Genomic DNA, 23,431 nt, shown 5'->3' with positions numbered 1-23,431 from the left:
GTTACTTTTCTTTTATCGTTTCGTTGCTCTCGTTTATCATTGTTTTGATTGTGATGGCGTCAACTAACGCTTCGAAAGCTAAAGCAAGTCTCCCCATTTGTTTGTAGGCCATTTCATAGTTGATAGGGTCGTGGTTAAACAACTGCATTGAGTCTGGCTTTCGAACAAGGGTCGATAAGCCGTTTATAGATAAGTACAAGTCCATGGAATAGTAGGCCATGTTACCCTCGTAAGTGCTTCCTAGACGCTCTTGATAAAACTCTCTCACAGGTCCAACTATACCTGGCGCATCGGGGCCATTGTAGATGTTCCCCAAGCCTTCATAGATGTTGTTGAAACCATGTGCGATTAATGGTATGCCAGCTACTATACCGGCCCCTCTTGTTTTTCCTATCGTGGAAGCACCTGCCTCAAACTGCATGGCGCCTGCCATCGCCCCAGCACCGTTTTGAGCATAAAAAAGCGCCTTGGACGATAACTCGGCATATCCCTCTCTAATCTTTTGTATCCCTTGCCACGCACTGATGACTCTTTCATCAACGGCCCGGATAATTTCGTTCGCATAGGAGGAAACAATCGAACTAAATTGAAGCTGCATAAAGCTATCATAGAGGTGTGTGGCACCGAGAGTGCATCCGAATGCAACAAGGTCGGACGCGGTTTTAGTTACATCGTGAATGTCACAAGATTCGTCACTCATTCTCGTTCCCCCAAGTGCTATAAGCACACGTACCTGCCTGAATATGTGTCCAACTAATATCTCGATAACGAATGGATACCAGTTCTTGGGGTTGTGCATCATTCATATGAATGGCATGCGGAACTTGAAGGTTGATATGCGCGATCTTCGCCCCGGTGAGTCGGATTGAGTAATATTTATCCTGTCCGCCCGCTGAAGATGTTCGATAAAAGTGGATAGTACATTCCACCTCTTCGCGCTCATGAAGTGCGCTGGCCAGCAGCGGTGAAGATTTATCGATGTGTTTAGTGATCATGATCGGCAGATGCTTACCGCGCCCGGCTGAAACTCCACCGTCGTTACCTGTAATCATGTTGTGTGAATACGCCAGAATCATGATTTCGTCTTCATGATCAATCTTACATTTGTTGCCGATAGAATTCAGGCCTGAGCAACCGGCAGAAATCAAACCTTGTCGTTTGCCGGTGATGCTCATGTAACCGTGATTAGCCATACGTGCCACTCCCTATAGTTAGCTGCTCACTTTATTTCGAGCGTAACATTTGCACTGCGGGGAGGGTGCTGGTGTGGCTATGCACCTGAATAAGTTCAGATTCGTCTTACAGCGGGTAAAGAAACTAGAGGTGGAAGAATCCTACAGACAGGCTCTTCATCTATGTGGCTCACGGCTTACTTAGAAAAGGTAGAGGAACGGTGACTAAGAGAAAAGGTGACAGGTTCATTTGAGAGTAGGTGTGCTCAAGAAATAGATCTGTCACCTTTTTCTTCCTCTATTCTCTTAAGTTCGGTATGTGCGCTTATTGATGCAATCAGCGTAGTGAGCTAGGCCCGAGGAAGTGCTTATCGGATGCGGTGATCTCCATAATGAAGATGCCAAATGCGTAAACTCCTACCCAAAAGCCTGCAAAGAGGTTTAGCCACCAATAGCTAAATATCGGCTGAAAAAATAAAGAGCCCATGTACAGAGCAACAGCAGGCACTACGAATATTGAAAGCAATGAGCCACGAATAAAAAAGAACAGCGTTCCCCAAAATATGGGGGCGTGGCGTTTCAAAAAACTTATTTTCCTTAGGTCGGGATAATGTCCAATAGGGAAAACGTTTATAACGTGAGGGTGAACGTTTGTTATGTAATCACTATCCTTGTGGCTTAGTATTTCTCTAAGCCTAGTATGATACAGGCTTCCCAGCCATAACAATAATATTGGTGCTAGTGCAATCTGTAATGCTTGAATAAACGTTGACATGGCGATTTGTATTTTTGTGCCGGCAATTCCAATGATAGCGACTTCGACAAAAAAGGTGACAGATCTATTTAAATAGATCTGTCACCTTTTTATCGTCACCTTTTTATCCGTCAGTCCAAGTCGACGGCCTCAAAAATTTCCCGTTGCTCTATTATTATGTCAAGTGAGCGGTGAAGCATTTTATGGATTTTCATATGGTCAACGCGCTTTATCTCTCCGCGCGTTACAGAGGCTTGATCAACGTACGACCAAATATATGTGTCCATTGCGCCGGTTTTTACTCCAATCGCACCAATTCTATATAAGCAAGAAAGCATGCTGGACAAAACGTCCGCTTCTTTAACACCTTGCGTGTCGTAATATTTTTTAACAGCAGTGACGCAAGGGTCACTATTTTTCTGCTCGTAAAGCGCTAACATTACCTCTTCTAGGCGAGAGTCTTTAATCAATGAGCGTGTGAATGTTGCTTTGAGCCCGCGAAGAATTTCAATGGTGTCGTCGAATGACGGATAAACCTCTCCCCATTCTTCTTTGAGTGATTTTAATCTTTTTTCAGAGTATTGGGCTTCAGCTGCGAACAATGAGCGCCATGAAACTCGTTCTCTATCTGAAGCAATCACAAAACATTCATTTACAAACTGCAAAATGTCCCTAGGGCGACGAAGAGTTCGTTCGATGATGAATTCGATTGATGTTTGCCCGCCTCCTTTACGCGCTTTAGGAAAAATATCATCAAGTATGATTTTTTGTTTTGTATATTGGCTTTTGAATACTTCATTTATACGAAGCTCTATAAGACGCTCGAGCTCTTCAGGTGACCATCTTAACTCGAGGATATATGACTCATATTTTTCTTCTTGGAATCCAGAGTCTCTAGTCATATCAAAAACCAATACTAATAGGTCTTTTCGAAGGGCGGCTATGATCTTGGTTTGCTTTATCCTTCTAAATGTTTTTATTTCTTCGATTAGTGCTCTGATGAATCTAACTCTAGTTTCTGTACCTGCCCATTCTTCATCCAGTTGATCGATTAGAATGTAGAATTTTTTCTGCGGGTCATCAAAAGAATGCTCTGCAAGCAGGTCCAGCACTTCATTGAGTTTTCTAATTTGAAGGCCGTTTACGACTAAGCTAGCGCGTTGCTTTATCTCGCAGCGTTCCTCATCCGAAAGCTTTTTTGCTCCATCCAAAGATAACGATACTTCGGAATATTTTGCGCCAATACTGCTCTTCGTGTCTGTCTCAAGCTTTTTGGTTATTATTTTAAGCTGCTCGTCTGTATCTAGCCAAAATCTATCGCCCCATTCGTTGAAGTACTCTAGTGCTTTTCGTTTCGTCACATCTCTACTAAATTTGCTGAATATTCCATCTAAAAAACTCTTGCTTTCGTACTCGCTTTTTATGTCATATCTTAGCTTCAGAAACTCAACTGTCAGTACGTGTCGCCATAAAAGTTTATAGAATAGATCTAAGTTTATATTTAGGGCGTCAAAAAATTGAATGATGTCGGAGTATTCTAGGAATCTAACCGAAATGTCGTTGGGATCAAGCTTGACAACTTTCTGTGCACTAGATTTTATTTTATACAGTAGCGCGCTTTTTCCTGAGCCTGTTCTGCCAAGTATAATAGATGCCGGGGATTCAACATCCATGAGGCGCTCTAGGTAGCCATTGTCCACAAAGCAACGATTTAATAGTTCGGAGTCTCCTTCTGCATCTAATGCTCCAATTTTTAAGTTCCTGGTGATTTTTAATTGCTTTTCTTCCATGGCACCCTCGTCAGTATCTGGATTACATGCGATTTTTATTGTTGTGTTGGATGACGATATGTAGTTTTTTAACAAGCGATGACGAATGATACCGCCGTTTTATACCGAGCCATGTTTGGCTGGATATGCTTTCTGTCAATGACAAGGAAGCATAGCTAATATGCGCATATTTTCCATCAAAGCTAAAAATTTTTCTATTTTATGAATCTGCGCACGAACCGTGCCCGTCGCGGAATCATGGACACCGTTGTTGGGGATAATAAAAAGTCTGTATTAGTGCAAAGGATGGAAATAACGCAAGCAACGGGGAAATTATTTATTCAATATATTTCGGAGGCTAACGTGAAAGTCAGCTTCAGATCAGGTAATAGAAAACCCGCAGAGCGCGGGTTTCTTGTACTCGATGACCTGTTACTACTTTTTAGGTGTATCAAACCCACGCTGCTCAATCACCCGAAACACATCACTCACATCCTGGACCATGATCCGGGCGATGTTGGTGACGGTGTTGATGTCGTGTTCGGCGTAGTCGGGGAGGCTGGTGCAGGCCATGAGGTGGAGGTATTTGAGGACGGCGTTGAGGCGTTCGCTGACGCAGTTGTGCAGTTCGCGGAGTGGGACGTCGTTGTCGATGAGCAGGACGGGGTAGCTGGTGGCGAATTGGGACATGGGGGTGAAGCGGCGGGGCGGGTGTTGAGTTGACATGGTGTAAATCCTCACAAGAGAAGAATTGCCACCTTTTCTGCTGCGAAACAAATTGGGTGGCAGCTGTGTGCGGGTTCGCAGACCGGGGGATTTACACCAGTTCCGGCAGACCCGTAAGTCTCCCGCACACAACCGCCATAAAACATGATGCAGTCGAAGTCGGCTGCATCATGCCTGACAGTACTTTGGTGTCAATCTCGAGGGCTGCGAAACCCAATCGCTAACTGCGGTCAGCGACGGGTCGAATATAGGTGGCTATTTTGGTGCTCACAACCGGGCTGTAGGACGCTTTTTCGGCTGTTGTGGCAAGGCGGATTGCCACTGTTTGCGGGCGTTTCGCGGCATTCCGGGTGGTGCGGAGCGTCTTAGGAAAACGGTTGCGGGTTTTGGGGCCGCTTCGCTGCCCAACGGGGGCAGCCCCCCTCGCCACAAAAGGTAAATTCCTACACGATTTTCGGAAGTCCAAATCAAAAGATCGCAGCCTTCGGCAGCTCTTACAGGGATCCGGCGACGGCTTCCCAGTTCGGTGTGTCAGTCAGAAACAACAAAGCCCCAAATCACAGGGGCTTTGTCGTTTCAAATTGTGCAGTTCTCGCAATCGTTATCGCCAATCATCCAACGTCACTGCCTGGCCTGCGGTGAATGAGGGTTGTGATCGGTGTGCTTCGGCCCCGCCAATGCCCACGCGATCAGCCCGAACAGCGGCACAAACACGATCATCACTATCCACAAGAGTTTGTTGCTCGATTTGCCTTCGGCTTTGCGCACTCTGTTGATTGCCCATAACTCGACGAGCAAAAGAATTGCTGTGAGTACGATCCAGATTGTTTCGATTTGCATAAGTCACCCTCCAGATAGTCTTTTCGTTAGGTGGGCGGGTGTGGGCAGGGTTCATTAAATTTCGAGGTGTTGTGGGTGAAAGGCGTAGTGCGTTTGCTCGCGGAGGGGGTGACAGTCGACATGGATGTTGAATGTCATGGCCTCTTCGCGAGCAAGCCCGCTCCCACAGGGAATTGCGTTCCAATTACAGGTTGTTGGCGAGTTTTCCGGTCGTCAGTCGGCGTTTGTAAGCGGTGTCGCGGTTGGCCAGCCAGTAGTAGAGCGGCGAGGTAATCAGCAACCCCACCACCCAGGACAAGTCAGCGCCGTTGATGTGTTGCGAGATTGGCCCGACGTACAGCGGTGTGTTCATGAACGGTATCTGCACGGCGATGCCGATCGCATAGGCCAACAGCGCTTGCGGGTTGTAGCGTCCGTAGATGCCGCCATCGACCTTGAAGATCGAGTTGATGTCGTACTGACCTTTGTGAATCGCATAGAAGTCGATCAGGTTGATCGCGGTCCATGGCACGAGGACGACGAGCAGCACCAGCACCATGTCGACGAAGTGGCCGATGAAGTCGGCGGAGGCGCCGACGGCGGCGAAGCAGCAGGCGGCGAGGACGATGATCGAGAGGATCGCGCGGCTTTTGGCGGTGGGGATCCAGCGGTAGGCGAAGGTTTGTACCAGCGTGATCAGCGACAGCACGGCGCCGTAGAGGTTGAGGGCGTTGTGGCTGATGACGCTGAGCAGGAACAGCACGAGCATCAACGGACCGATGGAGCCGGTGGCGAGTTTGACGGCGTCCATGGTGTCCATGCCGACGGGCGTGGCGAGGACGGCGACGGCGCCGAAGATGAACGAGAGGCTGGAGCCCAGCGCCGAGCCGAGGTAGGTGGTCCAGAACGTGGCGGCGACGGGCACGTCTTCCGGCAGGTAGCGCGAGTAGTCGGAGACGTAGGGGGCAAACGCAATCTGCCACAGCGCGGCGAGCGATACGGTGGCCAACCAGCCGGAGATGTTGAAGCTGCCGCGGGTGAGGAAGTCGTCGGTCTGGATGTGGGTCAGGATGTAGGCGAAGCCCAGCACGATGCCGATGCCCAGCACCCAGGTGCCGATGCGGTTGAGCACGTCGATGAAGCGGTAGCCAATGATGCCGATGATGCCCGAACCGAGGGCGCCGATGACGATGCCCACCGGCACCGGCACGCTGTCGACCACGCCGTGCAGGGACTTGCCGGCGAGGACGATGTTGGAGGCGAAGAAGCCGATGTACATGACGCCGGCGATCAGCACCACCAACAGTGCGCCGAGCGAGCCGAACTGCGCCCGGCTCTGGATCATTTGCGGGATGCCCATCTGCGGGCCTTGCGCCGAGTGCAACGCCATCAGCACGCCGCCGACCAGATGCCCAACGAGGATGGCGACGATGCCCCAGACCAAGTTCAACTGGAACAGTTGCACGCCGAGGGCGCCGGTGACGATGGGCAACGGCGCGATGTTGCCGCCGAACCAGAGGGTGAACAAGTCTCTGACCTTTCCATGGCGATCTTCGGGGGGCACGTATCCAATCGTGTGTTTTTCGATGAGCGGGGCGGAGGTTGTTGCAGAGGTGACCATGACGAACTCCAAGGCAATTTGAGTACGTGGACGTACTTCGGTGAGCGCCGCGCGAACGACGCTTTTCTTGTTGGAGTTGATGATGGGCGGTGGGCGGGGAGAGATAAATTAGTAAGTTTGTTGGTATAGACGTTAAAAAATGTATGTCTGCGGGTAGCCGAAAAACCTGTGGGAGCGGGCTTGCTCGCGAAGGCGGAGTGTCAGGCAACATCATTGTCGACTGACACTCCGCCTTCGCGAGCAAGCCCACTCCCACAGGGATTTTGGGTGTTCAGATTCTTTGTGATTCAGCTGATCGATAGCAGCATCCGTTGCAGCATTTCATCGCAGCCGTTCAATTGATCGAGGCTGACAAACTCATCCGGTTTGTGGCCCTGATCCATGCTGCCGGGGCCGCAGACCACCGTAGGGATACCTGCCGCGTCGAACAGGCCGCCCTCGGTGCCGAACGCTACCGTGCCAAATTCCCGCGAACCAGAAAACGCCGCGATCAACTCAGCGGCTTCGCTGTGCGTATCGGTCGCCAAACCGGGGTATGCGGACAACTCACTGAAGCGGATGTCGCTGTGCTCACTCACGGCCCGCATGCGCGGCAAAACCTGCTGCTCGGCATAGGTCTTCAGTTCTTGCGCAACAAGGCTTGGGTCGTGTGAGGGCAGGGCGCGGATTTCGAAGTCGAAGCGGCAATCGGCGGGGACGATGTTCAAGGCTTTGCCGCCGGAAATCACACCGGTTTGCACCGTGCTGAAGGGCGGATCGAAACGGGCGTCGTGAAGTTCTGGCGCTTTGAGCTTGTTGCCAATTCGCCCCAGTTCACCGATCAGTTCGGCGGCGTATTCAATGGCGTTGACCCCGAGCGGCGCGTACGCGGAATGGCACGCTTCACCGTGAATGTCGCAGCGCATCGCCAGTTTGCCTTTGTGGCCCAGCACCGGTTTGAGTTCGGTCGGTTCGCCAATGATGCAGAGCATCGGTTTGACCGGGCGTTGCTCCAGCGCTTTCAAAAGAGAACGAACACCCAGGCAACCGACTTCCTCATCGTACGAAAGCGCGATGTGCACCGGCAGCCGCAGCGTGGCTTTCACCAGCGACGGGACCAGGGCGAGTACGCAGGCGATGTAGCCTTTCATGTCCGCCGTGCCGCGACCGTACAGCTTGCCGTCGCGCTCGGTGAGTTCGAACGGTGGAACGGTCCATGGCTGGCCGTCGACGGGCACCACGTCGGTGTGCCCCGACAGCACGATGCCCGGTCGATCCGCCGGGCCAATGGTGGCGAACAGATTGGCCTTGCTCCGTGCCTCGTTGTAGATCAGTTCGCACGGCACGTCGAAGCGTTCGAGGTAGTCGCGGACAAACTCGATGAGGTGCAGGTTTGATTCGCGGCTCGTGGTGTCGAACGCCACCAACGTTTTCAGCAAATCGAGACGGGTGTTCATCGGTCGTCTCCGGCGACGCCGTAGCCTGGGGATTTGTCCGGGGCGAGGGCGCGGTCGATGTAGTCCTGAACTTGTGGGCGATAGGCGTCCCACAATTTTTCCAACTCACTGATCGGATCGTGATCCGCCCAATCCACTCGTAAATTGATGATTGGCCAGGTCAGCTCGCCGACCACTACCACCGCCGCCGAATGCACCGGCCCGGCTTCACCGCCCTGTGTCATCGCCGCTTTTAGCGCTGCCAGCAAACGGTCGGCCAGTTGACCTTCGCCATGCTCGAACGCTTCGACCATGGCCTCGATCACTGCACGGTCCGCCAGCATGTTGCCGGCGGCCACGCACTGTTCGCCCGACACGGCGTTGTGGTTGCCCAGGGTTTGCGAACCGCTGAAGTGCGCGGAGCGGCCTAGGTGGTCGATTGCCGTGATCTGTCTGTATTGGCTGTAGCCGTTGCGGGTCAGGACTTTGTCCAGGGCCTCGGCGGGTGCAAGGCCTTGCTCCATGAGGGCGAGGGTTTCCGGGCCGAGGGACGGCAGGGTGATGTTTTGCGTAGAGACGGCGCCGACGCCGGGCAGCAGCCACGGGCAGCGGGCACCGACAGCGATGCTGGAGGAACTGATCGCAATGCCGAACTGACCGGTGTCGGGGCAACGTGCTGCTATGGAGAAGGTCATGGGTTTGCTCCTTGTATTGCCTTGGCTGAGGTGGTGTCTGGGCTGGCCTCATCGCGAGCAGGCTCGCTCCCACATTTGATCGAAGTCGCTCACAGATTTTGTGTTCGCTGAAGATCCCCTGTGGGAGTGAGCCTGCTCGCGATGGCCGCGACTCGGTAAACCTGCTTACTCAGGAATCACCGCAATCACATCAATCTCCATCAACCACTGCGGCTGCCCCAACGCCGAGACCACCAACCCGGTCGAGATCGGAAACACACCTTTAAGCCACTTGCCGACTTCTTGATACACCGGCTCGCGATAACGCGGATCGATCAGGTAGGTGGTGGTTTTCACGATGTGGCTAAGGTCGCTACCAGCCTCTTCCAGCAACTGTTTGACGTTGCGCATGGCTTGCTCGGTTTGCGCCCGCGGGTCGCCGAGGCCTACCAGCTTGCCTTCGAAATCAGTGCCGACCTGGCCACGAACATACACGGTGTTGCCGGCGCGGACGGCCTGGCACAGGTCGTTGTCCAGGCTCTGGTTCGGGTAGGTTTCCTTGGTGTTGAACATGCGAATACGGGTGTGGGTGGGCGTGGACATATGAAGCTCCTGAAAATTCTTAAGCGCTGACGGTGGTTTTATGGGCGACCGGAACGGTCTCAGCCTCGCGTTGCATGGCATCGCGATAGTCGAGGTAAGAACGCTGGATGGCGATGTGATCAGCCACGTACTTGGCGTCGTGCCAAACGCCCCAGATGAACGAGGAACCACGGCGCGACTGCCACGGCAGGCCGAGGAAATACACGCCGGGCTCGCTCGACACACCGCGCTGATGCTGCGGCTTGCCGTTGTCGTCGAAGGCGTTGACCTTCAGCCAGCTGTAATCCGTGGCAAAACCGGTGGCCCAGATGATCGAGGTCACGCCGGCCTTGGCCAGGTCGAGCTCAAGAATCGGGTTGGTCACACACTCCGGGTCGGGGAAGGTATGGCGGGCTTCAGGCTCTTCCGGCAGGTCCAGGCCGTTGCGCTCGATGTAGGCGTCCGCCGCATTGAGCAGCGCCAGATAGTTCTCATCGCCGCGCGCCAGGTTGTCAGCCAGGTTCGGCTGGAAAGTCGCCACGGCGCCGTTGAACGATTGGGTCAGACCGACGAGCGTCATACCGCGATGGGCCAGCCCGCGGAAGTCCACGGTGCGGCCGCCATGGGCGCCGCTCACAGCAATGGTCACGTGCTCCCGGCCGGGTTTCATGGCGGCCTGATCCCATTCGCCGAGCACACCCAACCACCAGCAGAAATCACGGTTGCGATAGGCGCGAGGAGGGCGGTCGTGTGCGCCGACCGAGAGGTAAACCTTCTTGCCCGCACGCTGCAATTCGTCGGCAATCTGCACCCCCGACGACCCGGCGCCAACGACCAGTACCGCGCCTTCTGGTAGTTGTGCGGGGTTGCGGTAGTCGGCGGAGTGGATCTGCAGGAACTGTTGGTCTTTCGGTGCAATCGGCGGAATCACCGGGGTTTGGAACGGCCCGGTCGCGGCCACCACACGGTTGGCCTCGATCACGCCTTCGGAGGTTTCAATGGTGAAGCCCGGACGACCGACATTGCGCTCGACCTTTTTCACGTCTACGCCGGTGCGAACCGGGGCGTTGAATTTCTTGGCGTAGGCTTCGAAGTAATCGGCGACCCGCTCTTTCGGGGCAAAGCCGTCGGGGCTCAGATCGTCGAACTCAAGACCGGGAAAGCGATCGTGCCAGGCCGGACCATTGGCCACCAGCGAATCCCAGCGACCGGTGCGCCAGCGTTCGGCGATACGGTTGCGCTCCAGGACGAGGTGAGGCACACCGAGTTTGCTCAGGTGTTCACTCATGGCCACGCCTGCCTGACCGGCGCCGACAATCAGCGTATCTATTTTTATTGTTTCAGTGGTCATCTCTCTACCCTTCGAAGTTGGATTTAGGTCGGTAACGGCCTGCCATTTCTTGGGGTCAAGACTAGGGATCACCCTGGTGTCGGTAAAATATTATTAAGCTGGCATTTGAGTATAAATAACTGAGGCAGCGCCTTTGGTCCCGCACCGTCACTGGAAAACAACGCGAAACCCGGCGCTCTCGGATACACTCCGGTGATGCCAAATAAACATCATCCGCCCCTGAGCCTCGCCCGAATCGGCAACAGCGTCGTCACTCGATTGCTGCTACTGGCGTTGTGCATTGTCATTTTTGGTGCGGTGCTGCGTTATTACGTCTTGACCAACTTCCTGCGCGAAGACTTGAGCGCCGTCGTGGAAGGCCAGCAATTGGCGTTGGCGACGTATGTCGCACACGATATCGATAACAAAATTGTTCAGCGTCAGCGTTTGCTGGAGCACCTGGCAGCCGCCATTCCTAAGGATGTCCTGACCCAGCCTGAGCGCCTGCAGGCGTGGCTCAAAGAGCATTACGAGTACCAGTCGTTGTTTTCGGCTGACTTATTCATCGTCAACACTCATGGGCGTTTACTGGCGAACTATCCCGATCCGACGACGGCGCTGACGACCGATTACGCGGGGCTTGATTACGTTCAAGCGGGATTGGCCGGTCGGGCATTTATCGGTCAGCCCACGGTGGGCAGCGCCAAGAACACGCCGATCCTTTCAATGTCTGTTCCCGTAAAGAATGCCGTCGGTGAAGTCCAGGCGGTTCTCGTGGGCGTCACTGCGCTCGGTCCTTCCGGGGTGCTTTATTCGTTACTGCAAAGTCGCGGCGGGGATGCCGCGGGTGGGTTCTTGCTGGTTTTCCCGGACAGCAAATTGATGGTCGAATCCTCGACGCAAGATCTGCAACTCAAGCCAACGCCGCCGCCCGGTGCCAACATGTTGCATGACCGGGCCATGGCGGGGTTTCGCGGGGCGGGTTTGACACTGAACTCAAAGGGTATCGAGGAGGTTGCGGCGATGGCCTCGGTGCCCAGCACCGGTTGGTTCATCGTGGCCCGCCTGCCGACCCGCGAGGCGTTTGCAACCGTGGATCGAACTCAGCGTCTGTTGATCAAGGGAGCGTTTTTATCGATTCTGTTTTTCGCCACGTTCGCCTCCATCGGGTTGTACTTTGTCTTTCGTCATCTGTTCCGAGCCGCCGAGCAGGCCGACCGCATGACCCTGGACGAAATGCCCCTCGCGCCTTTGCCGGTTGTTCGTGACGATGAAGTCGGGCATCTGATTTCGGCGTTCAATCGATTGTTGGTCAAGCTGAATGACAAACAGGATGAACTGAAGAAAATCGCTCATCACGATACGCTGACCGGTTTAAGCAACAGGCATCATCTCTCTGGCCAGCTCCGTCAAGTGTTGGCCCTGGCACAACGCAGAGCGTCTCAAGTGGGCTTGTTGTTTATGGACCTTGATGGTTTCAAGCACATCAATGACTCCCTTGGGCACGAGGCCGGTGATGAAGTGTTGCGCCAGGTTGCGCGACGTTTTGCCAAGGTCGTGCGTGAGAGCGATACCCTGGCGCGCATCGGTGGCGATGAGTTTGTCGTGCTGCTGAGTGATCTTGGGGACAATGCCGAAGAGACCTTGAGCGCCGTGGCGACTCAATGCATCGATGCACTGCGGGCGCCGTTCTTTATTTCCGGCACGGTGTGCATGGTGGGCGTTTCGATTGGTATTGCGCTGGGTGACGGGCAGAGTTCTGCCGATACGCTCCTGTTGGCCGCCGATCGCGTCATGTACCAGGCCAAGAAAACCGGGCGTGGGCGGTTTGTGACGTACAAACTTTAGAAAGACCGCACAATCCATGTGGGAGCGGGCTTGCTCGCGGAAGCGGTTTACCGGTCAGCATTTATGTCGACTGACACACCGCCTTCGCGAGCAAGCCCGCTCCCACAGGTCAGCAACCGCGCCAGCCCCTAAAATTCTTCCCCACTCTGTGGCAACTGCTACGCTTGTCGCTGATGGCCTCGAGCCAGTCCATGGTTGGCTGTCGAGTGCGGCCACCGAGTACGACTTCAGTTTCAGCCTGCGCCTCTTTTGAGGGGGTGGGCGGCTGTCGGCAACCTGCACGGAGGCAGGCGATAGTGATCAAGGGCATTGGCAATGCGAGTGCGGACAGTGTTCCTGAACCACTCGATCGGCAAGAAGTGGAGCGGGTGCTGGCGCAACTGCTGGGCAGTCCGTTGTTCGCCAAATCCAGGCGGATGGGCAGCCTGTTGCGCTTCCTGGTCGAGCATGATCTTCAATTTTCCAACATTCCCCTCACTGAGCACGCCATTGGCATCGCGGTGTTTCGCCGTGACCCGGCGGTGTACTGCACGGGCGATGATCCCGTGGTGCGCGTGCAGGTCGGCCGGTTGCGGCGCAAGCTCGCCAGTCATTACGCCACCATTGGCCAGAAAGACCCGGTGCGTCTGAGCGTGCCGCCCGGTTGTTATCGGCTGACGTACGAGCGGCTCAGGCCCAGGTCGACCGGCATACGTCATCCGGTGTTGCAGCTCCAGCCGTTTACTTGCATCACCCGCGATGGCGACGACTTTACCCGGGGCTTGTGCGAAGAGTTGAGCTGCAGGCTGTTCGAGTCGTTCGAGCAGACCCAGACCCATGCCAATCATGTGTTGATGAAGGTGCCACGAAACAGCGTAAAAATGCCGGAACCCGTGCGGGCCGGGCGCGGCAGTTATTCCCTGGAAGGCAGCGTGCGGGTGGAGCCGACCCGTGTCCGGGCTTCGGTGCGCCTGATTGATGTCGCTCAGGGGCGGATTCGCTGGTCCGAACAGTTCGATCGCAATCGACCCGATGGCATCGCCACCCAGGAAGATCTGGCGGAGTCCATTTGTCGGTCGTTGACGGGCTATTTCGCCCGGGGAGGCGGTGACATTTCTTGAGAAGAAGGGGCAACCGCAAGGTTGCCCCGGGTGTGACGGTTATACCGTTTTCCATTTACCGTCTTCGTAGAGACGGGTTGCATCGTTAACGACGGTCAGGTCGATTTCGATGGCCTTGGACCGCGATGTGCTGAACATGGTGCTGGTCTTCACGTTCTGTTCGAACCACACGAGAATGGTCTCGACGGGGGTCAAAACGGTTTCGCCGGTGACCACCTGGTTGATGGCAACGTAGATGGGGGTGCTGACCTGCTTGCCGTCGACGCCGGTGGACAACTGGTTAATACCAGGGTGGATCGGGCCGTATTCGTTATCCAGGGTGATGGAATTGTCAGGGCCACCAGTGACCGCCGGGCCCAGCAGGCCTTCCGGGCTGAGTTCCGATTGTTGCCCCAGACCGATCGTGACGATGTTGGTCGAAACCTTCACCGTCACGTCAGCCTGAAAAGTATTGGACCCGAACAGCTGATACTGCGGCGTCCAGCTGAAGCCGTTGTTGCTCAGGTACTTGTCATAGGACTGCCAGACCACGTTGTAGGCTTCGTTACCGACCTTCTTGGCAAAGCACAGCTTGTAGCCTGACTGCTTGAGCAGGGTCAGATCATCGGGGGCGATTTCGATCGTGACCGACTTTTGAGTGGCCGCCAGGGTCGACGTCAGCACCTTGCTGTAGTCCGACGTTTTCAGGGCCGTGGGGGCGAGGCTCTGGAACGACTTGAAGGCCTCTTGCACCCTGGTGTGAAGTTCCAGGCTTTGATTGCTGACAGCGTTTGATTTGCTCATGGTTTCCCTATTCCTTGGTGGTGTGTTGGGCAATCAATGGGCTGCGGGCAGCGAATTCGACAAGCGATCAGGCAGCACCCGTAAAGAGCTTCCTTGCCTCCGGTGGAGGCGGGCGGCGCCGGTGATGTGTCACGACCCTGTAAGCACATTGACGGCTTCACTCTAGGCGGCGGGTGCGGGGCGGCGAAGTGTCTTGGCGTTACAACTGAGAGGGGCGTGGACTCGGTACGAATCGGGAAGGTAACAGCCGGCGTAACGGGGTTGTATCAAGGGGAATAGCGGGGCGACCGTTCGATCGCCCCGCTGTGGCTTTAGTGAGTCGGACTACTGACTTTCGCGTCGGCCCAGACAAAGCTCCAGCTGGTTCGTTTGCCTTTGGCAATCTCGATCAGCTTGTTCTCATACACGGTTTGATTGACCGTGCCGGAAAAGGTCAGTTTCCGGGCTGCGTTGTTCCCGGTGACCTCACCCGGTGTGCCGCCAGACTCGACCATGGCTTTTTTCAGATCGGCTTCGGACGGCACACTGCTCTGGTTTTTTTCAACGATTACGAAACTCATGATGTCACCTCTTCCGTGATGGGGGATCGGTGGACAACAGAGAGCGACAAGCCCCTGCCACACACCGAAGGCCATACTCTATTGGCCCGCCGGGCGGCGCAGAAGTGACAACACGGCCGGTGAGGTAACAGCCGGGATACGCCTGGAGCGGGCAACGTAACCGAGACGTATCAACCGCACTCATTTGCTCCACTTGTAAGTTTCTCTTCAAGGCTCTTGCAGCAAATGGCGGTAATGCCACACGGCAGACTCATTAATCTAGTGGTTGGACATTCAAGCGCAACTCAAACGATAAAAACGGATTCATCACTGGATGGGTGGGGAGGCTTCATGGCTCTTAGTCTCAAGATAAATGGCGTCGTCCATGACGTTGATGTGGACGACGACACGCCCCTGTTGTGGGTGCTGCGCGATGTCCTTGGCATGACCGGTACCAAGTTCGGTTGTGGGATGGCGCTATGCGGCGCGTGCACGGTGCACATGAACGGCACGCCGATTCGGTCTTGCATGATGCCGGTCAGCGCACTGACCACGGCGGATATCACCACGATCGAGGCGATCGGGGAAACGGCTGTCGGCAAGCGCGTGCAGCAAGCCTGGCTCGCCCACGAAGTGGTGCAGTGCGGCTATTGCCAGTCGGGCCAGATCATGTCCGCCGTCGCGCTGATCACGAGCAACCCGAACCCGGACGATCAAGCCATCGACAGTGTGATGTCGGGCAACATCTGCCGCTGCGGCACCTATGTGCGGATACGCGAGGCGATCAAGACCGCCGCTGGCCAGACCGTCATCGCCGCTGTGGAGTCAGGATCATGAAGACGATCGAACCCGCATCATTACCCGACCCGACAGCGGACGCACTGGGTATCACCCGCCGAGGTTTCATCAAGGCCGGTGCCGCTATTGGCGGTGGGCTGTTGATCAGTTTTTCGTTACCGGCATTGATGCGCGGCGCACAGGCGCAGGAAGGGGCGTTCGCGCCCAACGCCTATATACGCATCGACCGCGAGGGGCGCATTTTTCTGACGATCCAGCCCGTGGAGATGGGGCAGGGCACTTACACGTCGATGCCGGCGCTGATTGCCGAGGAGCTTGAAGTCGGCCTCGATCAGGTCGTCATTCAACACGCTCCCGCCGACGACAAGCGCTACGCCAACCCCATGCTGGGTTTCCAGGTCACGGGCGGATCGACCTCGGTGCCTGGCAACTGGAAACCATTGCGCGAAGCCGGGGCTACCGCGCGAATCCTGTTGGTCACCGCCGCGGCCAATCAATGGGGCGTCCCGGTCGACAGCTGCAAGGCCGAGAAAGGTGTGGTCCTGCACCCGGCCAGCGGTCGACGACTGGGCTATGGCGAACTGGTGGACGCCGCGTCGAAGTTGCCGCCTCCCGCTAACGTGCCACTCAAGGACCCCAGCGAATTCAAACTGATCGGTACAGCGGCCAAACGCACCGACACCCCCGACAAAGTCAACGGCAAGGCGGTGTTCGGCATCGACGTCCACCCGGACGGCATGAAAGTGGCGGCAGTGATGTTATGCCCGGTGGTCGGCGGAACACTTGAGTCCGTAGACCCGGCACCGGCGTTGGCGGTCAAGGGCGTTCGGGAGGTGTTGCGCACTGACAATTCCGTCGCTGTCGTTGCCGATCATATGGGCGCCGCGCGCAAGGGGCTGGCGGCATTACAGATCAAGTGGAATGGTGGGGCGAATGCCAAGGTGTCCAGCGCATCGATGCTGGAGGACATGAAGACCGCTTCGCTTCAGCCGGGTGTCGAGGTGCGCAACGAGGGCGATGTGCAGGCGGCATTGGCAAAGGCTGCGCAAAAAGTCGAAGTGATTTACCAGGTGCCCTTTTTGGCCCATGCCTGCCTGGAACCGGTGAACTGCACGGTGCACGTGCGCAAGGACGCTTGCGACGTGTGGGTGGGTATTCAGGTGCCGGCACGCGCCAAAGCGGTGGCCGCGCAACTCACGGGGCTGCCGGAAGAGTCGGTCACGGTTCACAACCATCTGATCGGTGGCGGTTTCGGCCGCCGTCTTGAAGTCGACTTCGTGTCCGATGCCGTGAAACTCGCCAAGCAAGTCGACTATCCGTTGAAAGTCATCTGGTCGCGGGAAGAGGACACCCGCCACAGCACGCTGCGGCCATTCCACTACAACCACCTCAGCGCCGGGCTGGATGACAAGGGCCGGCCGATCGCCTGGACGCACAAGGTCACGGGTGGATCGATCCTGGCCCGCTGGGCGCCGGCGGCGTTCACCAATGGCGTTGATCGCGATGCGATTCGTGATGCCGCAGGACCCTATGCATTTCCGACGTTGAGTGTGCATTACGTGCGCCACGATCCGCCGTCCGGCATCTTGCCCGCGTTCTGGCGCGGGGTGGGGCATACCCAAAACGCTTTCATGGTCGAAGGCTTGATCGACGAGCTGGTTGTCCTCACTAAATCCGACCCGTTCGAATACCGTTACCCGCTTCTGGAGAAGCACCCGCGGGCGAAAAAAGTACTGGAGACGCTTCGAGAAAAGTCGGGGTGGGACAAGCCGCTCGAACCGGGACGCGGTCGTGGTCTGGCGTTGACGTCGTGCTTCAGCACGTACGCGGCCCAAGTGGCGGAGGTGAGTGTCAGCCCCAGTGGCGAGGTGCGGGTTCACAAGGTCACAACGGTGGTCGACTGTGGGATCGCCATCAACCCGGACAGCGTGGTTGCGCAGGTTCAGGGTGGCATTGTTTTCGGCTTGAGCGCGGTGCTGTTCGGCAACATTACGTTCAAGGATGGCCAGGTCGAACAGGGCAACTTTGATACCTATCGGGTCTTGCGGATTAACGAGACACCGCAGATCGAGACCTACAGGGTCGAGAGCGTCGAGTCACCGGGTGGGCTGGGGGAAGTGTCCACGGTCACCATCGCGCCGGCCGTGGTCAATGCGATCTTCGCGGCTACTGGCAAGCGATTACGCAGTTTGCCGGTCGATCCTCAAGTGCTGCGGCAAGCCTGATCGAGTCACGCACAAGGACCGTCAGAAAATCAGCGCTTCGGTTTGCGGCGCGCAGTAGTGTTCGTTGCGCAGGAAGTCGATCAGCGCGCGCAGCTTGGCCGGTACCCGGCGTCTGTCCGGGTAATACAAATGCAGGGACGGGAACACCGGGCTCCACTCCGGCAGTAGCCGCACCAGCCGGCCTTGCTGAATGAAAGGCTCGATATAGCCGTTGATCATGTAGGCGATGCCGAGGGCATCCAGCGCCGAGCGCACCAGGATCTCCGAGTCGTTGACGATGAGGCGTCCCTTGATTTGCAGATCGATCTTTTCATCGCCATTGTCGAACGCCCAGCGCTCGATTTGTCCGCTGGTGGTGTGGCGAAAGCCGATGCAGTCGTGCCGCAACAGGTCGCGCGGGTGTTCGGGCATGCCGTGTTGGTTCAGATAATCGGGGGCCGCGATGACCTGGATTTGCAGTTCAGGGCCGATCGGCAGTGCGACCATGTCTTTCTCGACCGAGTCCCCAAAGCGGATGCCGGCGTCGAAGCCCTGGCTGACGATGTCCACCAGCAGGTTCTCGACGCGGATCTCCAGATTGATTTCGGGGTAGGTGGCCATGAAACGGCGCAGTGCCGGTTGCAACACCATCAGGTAGGCGGCGCGCGGCACATTGATGCGCAGCAGGCCGGCGGGCCGGTTGGCCTCGCGCCCGAGCTCCCGGGAGGCGGTGGTCAGCTGCTCCAGCGCCGGTTGCACGCGCTCAAGGTAGCGTTCGCCAATCTCGGTCAGGCTGACGCTGCGGGTGGTCCGGTTGAACAGCACCAGCCCCAGACGCTCTTCGAGACCCCGGATGCTTTGGCTGACCGCCGAAGGTGAAATACCGAGCCTCACCGCGGCGTTCGAAAAGCCCTTTTCCTCCGCGACAGCGATGAAGGTAACCAACCCATCCAGGTGATCCTGACGCATGGTTTTCTCCGACATCTGTGGCGTGGAAATCATCTGTAACATCGCCGCTGAGCAGTTGTACAGGGCGCCACCAGCGACATGTTTACTGAATGTTGCTTTGCTCTCGGGCGGCGCGGACAAACTCGATGAGCGCTTTGAGCGCCGCTGGCACATGTCGACGACTGGGGTAATAAAGGTGCAGGCCCGGGTAGAAGGGACACCAGTCGTCCAGCACCTGGATCAGACGCCCATCGGCAAGCGGCGCCTGGACCATGTCTTCGAACACGTAAGCCAGGCCAGTACCGCGCAGCGCCGGGCCGAGCATCAAGTTCACGTCGCCGAGGGTCAGCGGGCCGTCAACTTCGATCTCCTGGCTGATGCCGCCCCGCTCGAACTCCCAACGGTACACCGAGCCACTGGGGAAACGATGGCGGATGCACGGCAAGCCTTGCAGGTCCTGGGGTTTTTGCGGGACGGGATGACGCTCGAAAAACGCCGGTGATCCCACGACCACCGAGCGCATGTAGGAGCCAATGGGCAGCGAGACCATGTCCGCTTCCAGGCGATCACCGAAGCGTACGCCTGCGTGAAATCCGCCGGACACCACATCGACCAGCGCGTCGTCCGTCACGATCTCCAGTTTCACGTCCGGATAAGCCTCCAGAAACTTGCTGGCAATGGGCAGCAGCACCAGTTCGGCGGCCGTGCGCCCGGCGGTGATGCGCAAGTTACCCGAGGGTTTGTCGCGAAAACTGTTCAGGTCTTCCAGCGCGTCGTCGATGTCACGAAACACGGGTTTCAAGCGTGCATAGAAGCGCTCTCCCGCCTCGGTCAGGGCGACGCTGCGCGTGGTGCGATTGAACAGCCTGACGCCGAGCCGATTCTCAAGCGCCCTGACTGAATGACTGAGGGCCGAGGGCGTCACACCAAGTTCGATTGCGGCCCGACTGAAATTGAGGTGGGCGGCGACGCTCAGGAATATCGAAAGGTCAGCGGCGGAAGGGGATTTCATTTGTGAATACCTTTCACAAGCTCATGCAAAATTAGTGGGATTATCACATCAGTAATCGAGTTTTAAAGTAGCGTCAACTCATCAAGAAGGCCCGGCACATTGCAGGGGTCGATGACTGGAGAAGCTGCTATGCGTACTTGGTTCATTACTGGTGCATCCCGTGGTTTTGGCACTCTCATTGCTGAACACGCCCTGCGTGCCGGCGACGCCGTCATCGCCACTGCCCGCAAGCCCGAAGAAATCCTGGCCCGTCTGGGTCACTACCCGAACCTGTTGGCGGTAAAACTGGATGTCACCCGCGAAGAAGAGGCTCACCAAGCCGTCGCTGAAGGCATCAAGCGCTTTGGAAGAATCGACGTGCTGATCAACAATGCCGGATTTGGCGTGTTGGGCGCGGTGGAGGAAACCAGTGCCAGCGAGACGGAGCGCCTGTTCGCCACCAACGTCTTCGGCCTGCTCAACGTGACCCGTGCGGTGCTGCCACACATGCGCCGCCAGCGTTCCGGTCGCGTCATCAACATCTCGTCGATCGGCGGCTACCAGGCCTACATGGGCTGGGGTGTTTATGGTTCCACCAAATTTGCGGTGGAAGGTATTTCCGAAGCGCTGCACCAAGAGCTGGCGCCTCTGGGTATCCACGCCACGGTGGTCGAGCCGGGCTTTTTCCGCACTGACTTCCTCGACGAGCAGTCGCTGGTGAAAACCGCGCTGGAGTTGCCGGACTACGACGAAACCGTTGGCGTGATGCGTCACCATGCCGCGGCTGCCAACCACGCCCAGCCGGGTGATCCGGTGAAGTTCGCCGAGGCCATGCTCGCTCTGGTCAACGCCCCGAACCCGCCACAGCGTCTGGCACTGGGCAGCGATACCGTGGCGCGCATCGAAGCGAAGAACCAGCTGGTGGCGAAGGAACTGGCTGAGTGGCGGGAGCTGGCGTTCTCTACCGATATCGAAGCCTGACAGAAACCGGGCTAGCCCGAAGGTGCATAACCTGTGGGAGCGGGCTTGCTCGCGAAAGCGGAGTATCAGTCGACATCATCGTTGCCTGACACACCGCCTTCGCGAGCAAGCCCGCTCCCACAGGTTTATTGCAATGCCTTGCTAAGCGGCAATCGCGCCATGTGCTGGGCCTTCAGCGAACCGAGGTACAACCACTCCCCATACTCGCGCACGGTCGTGATTGGCGAGTAATTGCCGCTGCTCCCATCTTGCAGATTGGCAATCACCTTTCCCTCTACATCCAGGCCCAGCGCAAACCCGCGTTTCTCCACCGGTTTGGGTAGCACCGTCATAGCCCGCACAATCATCTTGCGTACGAATGGATGAGGCGCCGTCGCATCCAGCAGTGCGTTGCGCGGCGCATAAAGCGCTACCCAGAAACGATCACGGCCATTGAAGGCCAGGTTGTCCGGCAACCCCGGCAGGTTGTCGATGAACAGATCGTGGGTGCCGGCCTTCGGACCGCTGAGCCAGTAACGAGAAATGCGATACGCGCCGGTTTCGTTGACCAGCACGAAGGCATCGTCCGGTCCCAGGGTCACCCCGTTGGCAAACTCCAGCTTATCCAACAGGACAATCGTTTTGCCGGTCTGAAAGTCATAACGCAGCAACCGGCCGTCGCCCCCGTGCTCGATGATCGCCTCACCGTCATTGCCGTAGCCAAAACGGCTGGAGGCATCACTGAAATAGGCGTAGTGCCCGGACTTGTCGATGGCCACGTCATCAGTGAATCCGAAGGGCACGCCATTGGCGGCGGTGGTCAATGGAATCAGCCGACCCTGGGCGTCTAGCGACAGCAAACCCTTGACCCCGTCGGCAATCACCAGCAAACCATTGGGATGCCGGGCCAGGCCCAACGGTCTGCCGCCGGTATCCGCCAAAACCTTGGTGACCTTGCCGTCGAGGCTGGTGCGAATCACCCGACCGTCATGCAGGCCGGTGATGAGGACATTGTCCTCCAGCAACAATGCTTCCGGCCCGTCGATGTCCGCGGCGCCAACACGTTCCACACCTTTGAGGCGCTGATTGTCGGCGTAGATTCCACTGGTGAGCGAGGGCGCCGGCGGTGGTGTCCAGGCCACCGGTTGCACCTTGGTCGGCATCAGCAGCAGGAAGGCGGCGATGACCACGATTGCCAGCAACACCCAATGGCGAAACTTGACGGCTCGACTCACGCGGTGACTCCTGTTGTGGCCAGGTGTTTTTGCGCCATCTCGCGCAAGGCCAGCATCGACGCTGCCGACTCATGATCGATGCGCCGCTTGAGCAGCAGTCGATTGGCAATGCGCATCCCCAGGCCGCTGAACTGATACTCCAGGGTGCGGACAAACCGGGTGTTTTCACCCTCGGCCGCGCACTCATAGGTCACCACCAGCGACAGGCCATGATCGCCCCGGGCTCGAGCGCACCAGCGGCGTCCAGGCAGGTACTCGTCGACCACCCAACTCAAATGTCCGTCACGCCCCCCGGCGCGAATGTCTTCCTCGAATCGCGCCCCGGCATGCAGCGGGCCGTTCTGGCCATCGATCTTGAGCGACGACGGATGCCACTCCGGCCAGCGGGTCACGGTGCTGGCGTAGGCGAGCACGGCAATCGGGTTTCCAGCGATGTCGATGCGGTGCTGCATGCGGGTCATGGGCGTTCTCTTCGGGTGTGGGGAGAGCTGCTCCGGCTCCCAGTAAAGGGTGCCGAACAGGTAGTCCATCAGCGGAAAAACGATGTTGAAATTGCGCTCCTGCATCAGTTCACGGCGGTGATGCAGTTCATGCAGGCGCCGCATCTGGCGAATCCACGGCAGCCGCGTGACCGGGTTTTCGGGGGGCAGGTGCTCGCAGGCATGAAACACTTCATAGGCCAGGTAACCGAGGACCAGGCAGCCGCCAGCCAAACCGGCGACATTGGCGTCCCATTGCGCCAGAAGCCACCAGAGGGGCAGGGTGATGACGACCGTGTGCACCACGATCAGCCAGGCTGGAAACAGAATCACCCGCCAGTCGCGAGCACTGTCGTAGGTCATGTGGCCAGGGGCGAAAAAACTGTGATGGTCACCGGCATGGCGGGCGTAGAACATCCGGGCGAAGCTTTTTTTGTGATGCCCCAGGTGCCGATGGACCATGTACACGCCAAAGTTGAAGAACAGCAGCGTCACTGGCACCGCCAACCACTCCAACGGCTGTACCTGTTGCACGGTGCTCCAGAAGCCGGCGATGGCGAACAACCCGAACAGCAGCACAAAAATGCCATGCAGCCATGGGTTGTAGAGCGGATGAATGTCGGCGCGATAGCGGGTACGGAATGATTCGGTGGTCTGCCTCACTGCAATCACCTGTCGTTATTG

At 57.0% G+C, this 23,431-nt stretch carries 22 protein-coding genes and 1 pseudogene; 6 read left to right on the top strand and 17 right to left on the bottom strand.

Annotated elements, in window-relative coordinates:
- Position 1: 1 nt before the first annotated feature.
- From ACA055_RS17070 to ACA055_RS17020, 11 genes are all read right to left on the bottom strand, one after another.
- Positions 2-700: a DUF4225 domain-containing protein gene (locus ACA055_RS17070; protein WP_497679715.1), complete on the bottom strand. Its 699-nt coding sequence runs from the start codon at positions 698-700 to the stop codon at positions 2-4.
- Positions 693-1,193, bottom strand: coding sequence for an Hcp family type VI secretion system effector (locus ACA055_RS17065; protein WP_497679714.1), 501 nt, complete (start codon positions 1,191-1,193; stop codon positions 693-695). The genes ACA055_RS17070 and ACA055_RS17065 overlap by 8 nt, the downstream gene beginning before the upstream one ends.
- 316 nt (positions 1,194-1,509) lie before the next feature.
- Complete coding sequence (locus tag ACA055_RS17060; protein WP_497679713.1) at positions 1,510-1,755, bottom strand: hypothetical protein; 246 nt, start codon at positions 1,753-1,755, stop codon at positions 1,510-1,512.
- A gap of 302 nt (positions 1,756-2,057) precedes the next feature.
- Positions 2,058-3,716 (bottom strand): P-loop ATPase, Sll1717 family, encoded by a 1,659-nt coding sequence (locus tag ACA055_RS17055; RefSeq protein ID WP_497679712.1) that lies wholly within the window; start codon positions 3,714-3,716, stop codon positions 2,058-2,060.
- Positions 3,717-4,130: 414 nt separating this feature from the next.
- Complete coding sequence (locus ACA055_RS17050; protein ID WP_497679711.1) at positions 4,131-4,421, bottom strand: fructose-bisphosphate aldolase; 291 nt, start codon at positions 4,419-4,421, stop codon at positions 4,131-4,133.
- Between the two features lie 621 nt (positions 4,422-5,042).
- Positions 5,043-5,261: a PLD nuclease N-terminal domain-containing protein gene (locus ACA055_RS17045; RefSeq protein ID WP_497679710.1), complete on the bottom strand. Its 219-nt coding sequence runs from the start codon at positions 5,259-5,261 to the stop codon at positions 5,043-5,045.
- A 184-nt stretch (positions 5,262-5,445) separates the two neighbouring features.
- Positions 5,446-6,861: a purine-cytosine permease family protein gene (locus ACA055_RS17040; protein WP_497679709.1), complete on the bottom strand. Its 1,416-nt coding sequence runs from the start codon at positions 6,859-6,861 to the stop codon at positions 5,446-5,448.
- A 287-nt stretch (positions 6,862-7,148) separates the two neighbouring features.
- Positions 7,149-8,297 carry an acetylornithine deacetylase gene (gene argE / locus ACA055_RS17035; protein ID WP_497679708.1) on the bottom strand — a complete coding sequence of 383 codons (1,149 nt, stop codon included), beginning with the start codon at positions 8,295-8,297 and terminating at the stop codon, positions 7,149-7,151.
- Complete coding sequence (locus ACA055_RS17030; RefSeq protein ID WP_497679707.1) at positions 8,294-8,971, bottom strand: DUF1028 domain-containing protein; 678 nt, start codon at positions 8,969-8,971, stop codon at positions 8,294-8,296. The genes argE and ACA055_RS17030 overlap by 4 nt, the downstream gene beginning before the upstream one ends.
- A 165-nt stretch (positions 8,972-9,136) precedes the next feature.
- Positions 9,137-9,553 carry a RidA family protein gene (locus tag ACA055_RS17025; RefSeq protein ID WP_201202981.1) on the bottom strand — a complete coding sequence of 139 codons (417 nt, stop codon included), beginning with the start codon at positions 9,551-9,553 and terminating at the stop codon, positions 9,137-9,139.
- A gap of 19 nt (positions 9,554-9,572) precedes the next feature.
- The gene (locus tag ACA055_RS17020) at positions 9,573-10,883 is read right to left on the bottom strand and encodes a flavin-containing monooxygenase (RefSeq protein WP_497679706.1); all 1,311 of its coding nucleotides are present in this window, start codon (positions 10,881-10,883) and stop codon (positions 9,573-9,575) included.
- A 195-nt stretch (positions 10,884-11,078) separates the two neighbouring features.
- On the opposite strand from ACA055_RS17020, the gene ACA055_RS17015 reads away from it, so the two are divergent.
- Together ACA055_RS17015 and ACA055_RS17010 are read left to right on the top strand one after the other, a co-directional pair.
- Positions 11,079-12,710 (top strand): diguanylate cyclase domain-containing protein, encoded by a 1,632-nt coding sequence (locus ACA055_RS17015; protein WP_497679705.1) that lies wholly within the window; start codon positions 11,079-11,081, stop codon positions 12,708-12,710.
- 293 nt (positions 12,711-13,003) lie between these two features.
- On the top strand, positions 13,004-13,810 hold the full coding sequence (locus ACA055_RS17010) for a hypothetical protein (RefSeq protein ID WP_497684436.1): 807 nt from the start codon (positions 13,004-13,006) through the stop codon (positions 13,808-13,810).
- A gap of 39 nt (positions 13,811-13,849) precedes the next feature.
- Here ACA055_RS17010 and ACA055_RS17005 read toward each other — a convergent pair whose 3' ends face one another.
- Both ACA055_RS17005 and ACA055_RS17000 read right to left on the bottom strand, forming a co-directional pair.
- A complete protein-coding gene (locus ACA055_RS17005) occupies positions 13,850-14,593 on the bottom strand; it encodes a hypothetical protein (RefSeq protein WP_497679704.1) in 744 nt (247 codons plus the stop codon).
- Between the two features lie 311 nt (positions 14,594-14,904).
- On the bottom strand, positions 14,905-15,153 hold the full coding sequence (locus tag ACA055_RS17000; protein WP_497679703.1) for a hypothetical protein: 249 nt from the start codon (positions 15,151-15,153) through the stop codon (positions 14,905-14,907).
- 330 nt (positions 15,154-15,483) lie between these two features.
- On the opposite strand from ACA055_RS17000, the gene ACA055_RS16995 reads away from it, so the two are divergent.
- Together ACA055_RS16995 and ACA055_RS16990 are read left to right on the top strand one after the other, a co-directional pair.
- A complete protein-coding gene (locus ACA055_RS16995) occupies positions 15,484-15,969 on the top strand; it encodes a (2Fe-2S)-binding protein (protein WP_497679702.1) in 486 nt (161 codons plus the stop codon).
- Positions 15,966-18,155 carry a xanthine dehydrogenase family protein molybdopterin-binding subunit gene (locus ACA055_RS16990; RefSeq protein WP_497679701.1) on the top strand — a complete coding sequence of 730 codons (2,190 nt, stop codon included), beginning with the start codon at positions 15,966-15,968 and terminating at the stop codon, positions 18,153-18,155. Before ACA055_RS16995 ends, ACA055_RS16990 begins: the two co-directional genes overlap by 4 nt.
- 21 nt (positions 18,156-18,176) lie before the next feature.
- On the opposite strand, the gene ACA055_RS16985 is transcribed toward ACA055_RS16990, so the two are convergent.
- Positions 18,177-19,103 (bottom strand): LysR family transcriptional regulator, encoded by a 927-nt coding sequence (locus ACA055_RS16985; protein ID WP_497679700.1) that lies wholly within the window; start codon positions 19,101-19,103, stop codon positions 18,177-18,179.
- An 82-nt stretch (positions 19,104-19,185) separates the two neighbouring features.
- Positions 19,186-20,094, bottom strand: coding sequence for a LysR family transcriptional regulator (locus tag ACA055_RS16980; RefSeq protein WP_497679699.1), 909 nt, complete (start codon positions 20,092-20,094; stop codon positions 19,186-19,188).
- A 129-nt stretch (positions 20,095-20,223) separates the two neighbouring features.
- Between ACA055_RS16980 and ACA055_RS16975 the strand changes: the two genes are divergently transcribed.
- Complete coding sequence (locus ACA055_RS16975) at positions 20,224-21,054, top strand: oxidoreductase (RefSeq protein WP_497679698.1); 831 nt, start codon at positions 20,224-20,226, stop codon at positions 21,052-21,054.
- Between the two features lie 33 nt (positions 21,055-21,087).
- Positions 21,088-21,180, top strand: a pseudogene (locus ACA055_RS16970) (metal ABC transporter ATP-binding protein); the annotation flags it as partial.
- Here ACA055_RS16970 and ACA055_RS16965 read toward each other — a convergent pair.
- Together ACA055_RS16965 and ACA055_RS16960 are read right to left on the bottom strand one after the other, a co-directional pair.
- Positions 21,180-22,268 carry an SMP-30/gluconolactonase/LRE family protein gene (locus tag ACA055_RS16965; protein ID WP_497679697.1) on the bottom strand — a complete coding sequence of 363 codons (1,089 nt, stop codon included), beginning with the start codon at positions 22,266-22,268 and terminating at the stop codon, positions 21,180-21,182. The pseudogene ACA055_RS16970 and the gene ACA055_RS16965 sit on opposite strands and share 1 nt — an antisense overlap.
- Positions 22,265-23,410 carry a sterol desaturase/SRPBCC family protein gene (locus ACA055_RS16960; RefSeq protein ID WP_497679696.1) on the bottom strand — a complete coding sequence of 382 codons (1,146 nt, stop codon included), beginning with the start codon at positions 23,408-23,410 and terminating at the stop codon, positions 22,265-22,267. Before ACA055_RS16960 ends, ACA055_RS16965 begins: the two co-directional genes overlap by 4 nt.
- Positions 23,411-23,431 lie beyond the last annotated feature (21 nt).

Source organism: Pseudomonas sp. LBUM1657 (genome assembly GCF_059716075.1).
This window is presented reverse-complemented; position numbering and strand designations above follow the sequence as displayed.

Excerpts from the sequence above, each read along its gene's own strand:
- ACA055_RS17070 (WP_497679715.1), bottom strand. The coding sequence starts at position 700 with ATGAGTGACGAATCTTGTGACATTCACGATGTAACTAAAACCGCGTCC.
- ACA055_RS17065 (WP_497679714.1), bottom strand. The coding sequence starts at position 1,193 with ATGGCTAATCACGGTTACATGAGCATCACCGGCAAACGACAAGGTTTG.
- ACA055_RS17055 (WP_497679712.1), bottom strand. The coding sequence starts at position 3,716 with ATGGAAGAAAAGCAATTAAAAATCACCAGGAACTTAAAAATTGGAGCA.
- ACA055_RS17050 (WP_497679711.1), bottom strand. The coding sequence starts at position 4,421 with ATGTCAACTCAACACCCGCCCCGCCGCTTCACCCCCATGTCCCAATTC.
- ACA055_RS17045 (WP_497679710.1), bottom strand. The coding sequence starts at position 5,261 with ATGCAAATCGAAACAATCTGGATCGTACTCACAGCAATTCTTTTGCTC.
- ACA055_RS17040 (WP_497679709.1), bottom strand. The coding sequence starts at position 6,861 with ATGGTCACCTCTGCAACAACCTCCGCCCCGCTCATCGAAAAACACACG.
- argE (WP_497679708.1), bottom strand. The coding sequence starts at position 8,297 with ATGAACACCCGTCTCGATTTGCTGAAAACGTTGGTGGCGTTCGACACC.
- ACA055_RS17030 (WP_497679707.1), bottom strand. The coding sequence starts at position 8,971 with ATGACCTTCTCCATAGCAGCACGTTGCCCCGACACCGGTCAGTTCGGC.
- ACA055_RS17025 (WP_201202981.1), bottom strand. The coding sequence starts at position 9,553 with ATGTCCACGCCCACCCACACCCGTATTCGCATGTTCAACACCAAGGAA.
- ACA055_RS17020 (WP_497679706.1), bottom strand. The coding sequence starts at position 10,883 with ATGACCACTGAAACAATAAAAATAGATACGCTGATTGTCGGCGCCGGT.
- ACA055_RS17015 (WP_497679705.1), top strand. The coding sequence starts at position 11,079 with ATGCCAAATAAACATCATCCGCCCCTGAGCCTCGCCCGAATCGGCAAC.
- ACA055_RS17005 (WP_497679704.1), bottom strand. The coding sequence starts at position 14,593 with ATGAGCAAATCAAACGCTGTCAGCAATCAAAGCCTGGAACTTCACACC.
- ACA055_RS17000 (WP_497679703.1), bottom strand. The coding sequence starts at position 15,153 with ATGAGTTTCGTAATCGTTGAAAAAAACCAGAGCAGTGTGCCGTCCGAA.
- ACA055_RS16995 (WP_497679702.1), top strand. The coding sequence starts at position 15,484 with ATGGCTCTTAGTCTCAAGATAAATGGCGTCGTCCATGACGTTGATGTG.
- ACA055_RS16990 (WP_497679701.1), top strand. The coding sequence starts at position 15,966 with ATGAAGACGATCGAACCCGCATCATTACCCGACCCGACAGCGGACGCA.
- ACA055_RS16985 (WP_497679700.1), bottom strand. The coding sequence starts at position 19,103 with ATGCGTCAGGATCACCTGGATGGGTTGGTTACCTTCATCGCTGTCGCG.
- ACA055_RS16980 (WP_497679699.1), bottom strand. The coding sequence starts at position 20,094 with ATGAAATCCCCTTCCGCCGCTGACCTTTCGATATTCCTGAGCGTCGCC.
- ACA055_RS16975 (WP_497679698.1), top strand. The coding sequence starts at position 20,224 with ATGCGTACTTGGTTCATTACTGGTGCATCCCGTGGTTTTGGCACTCTC.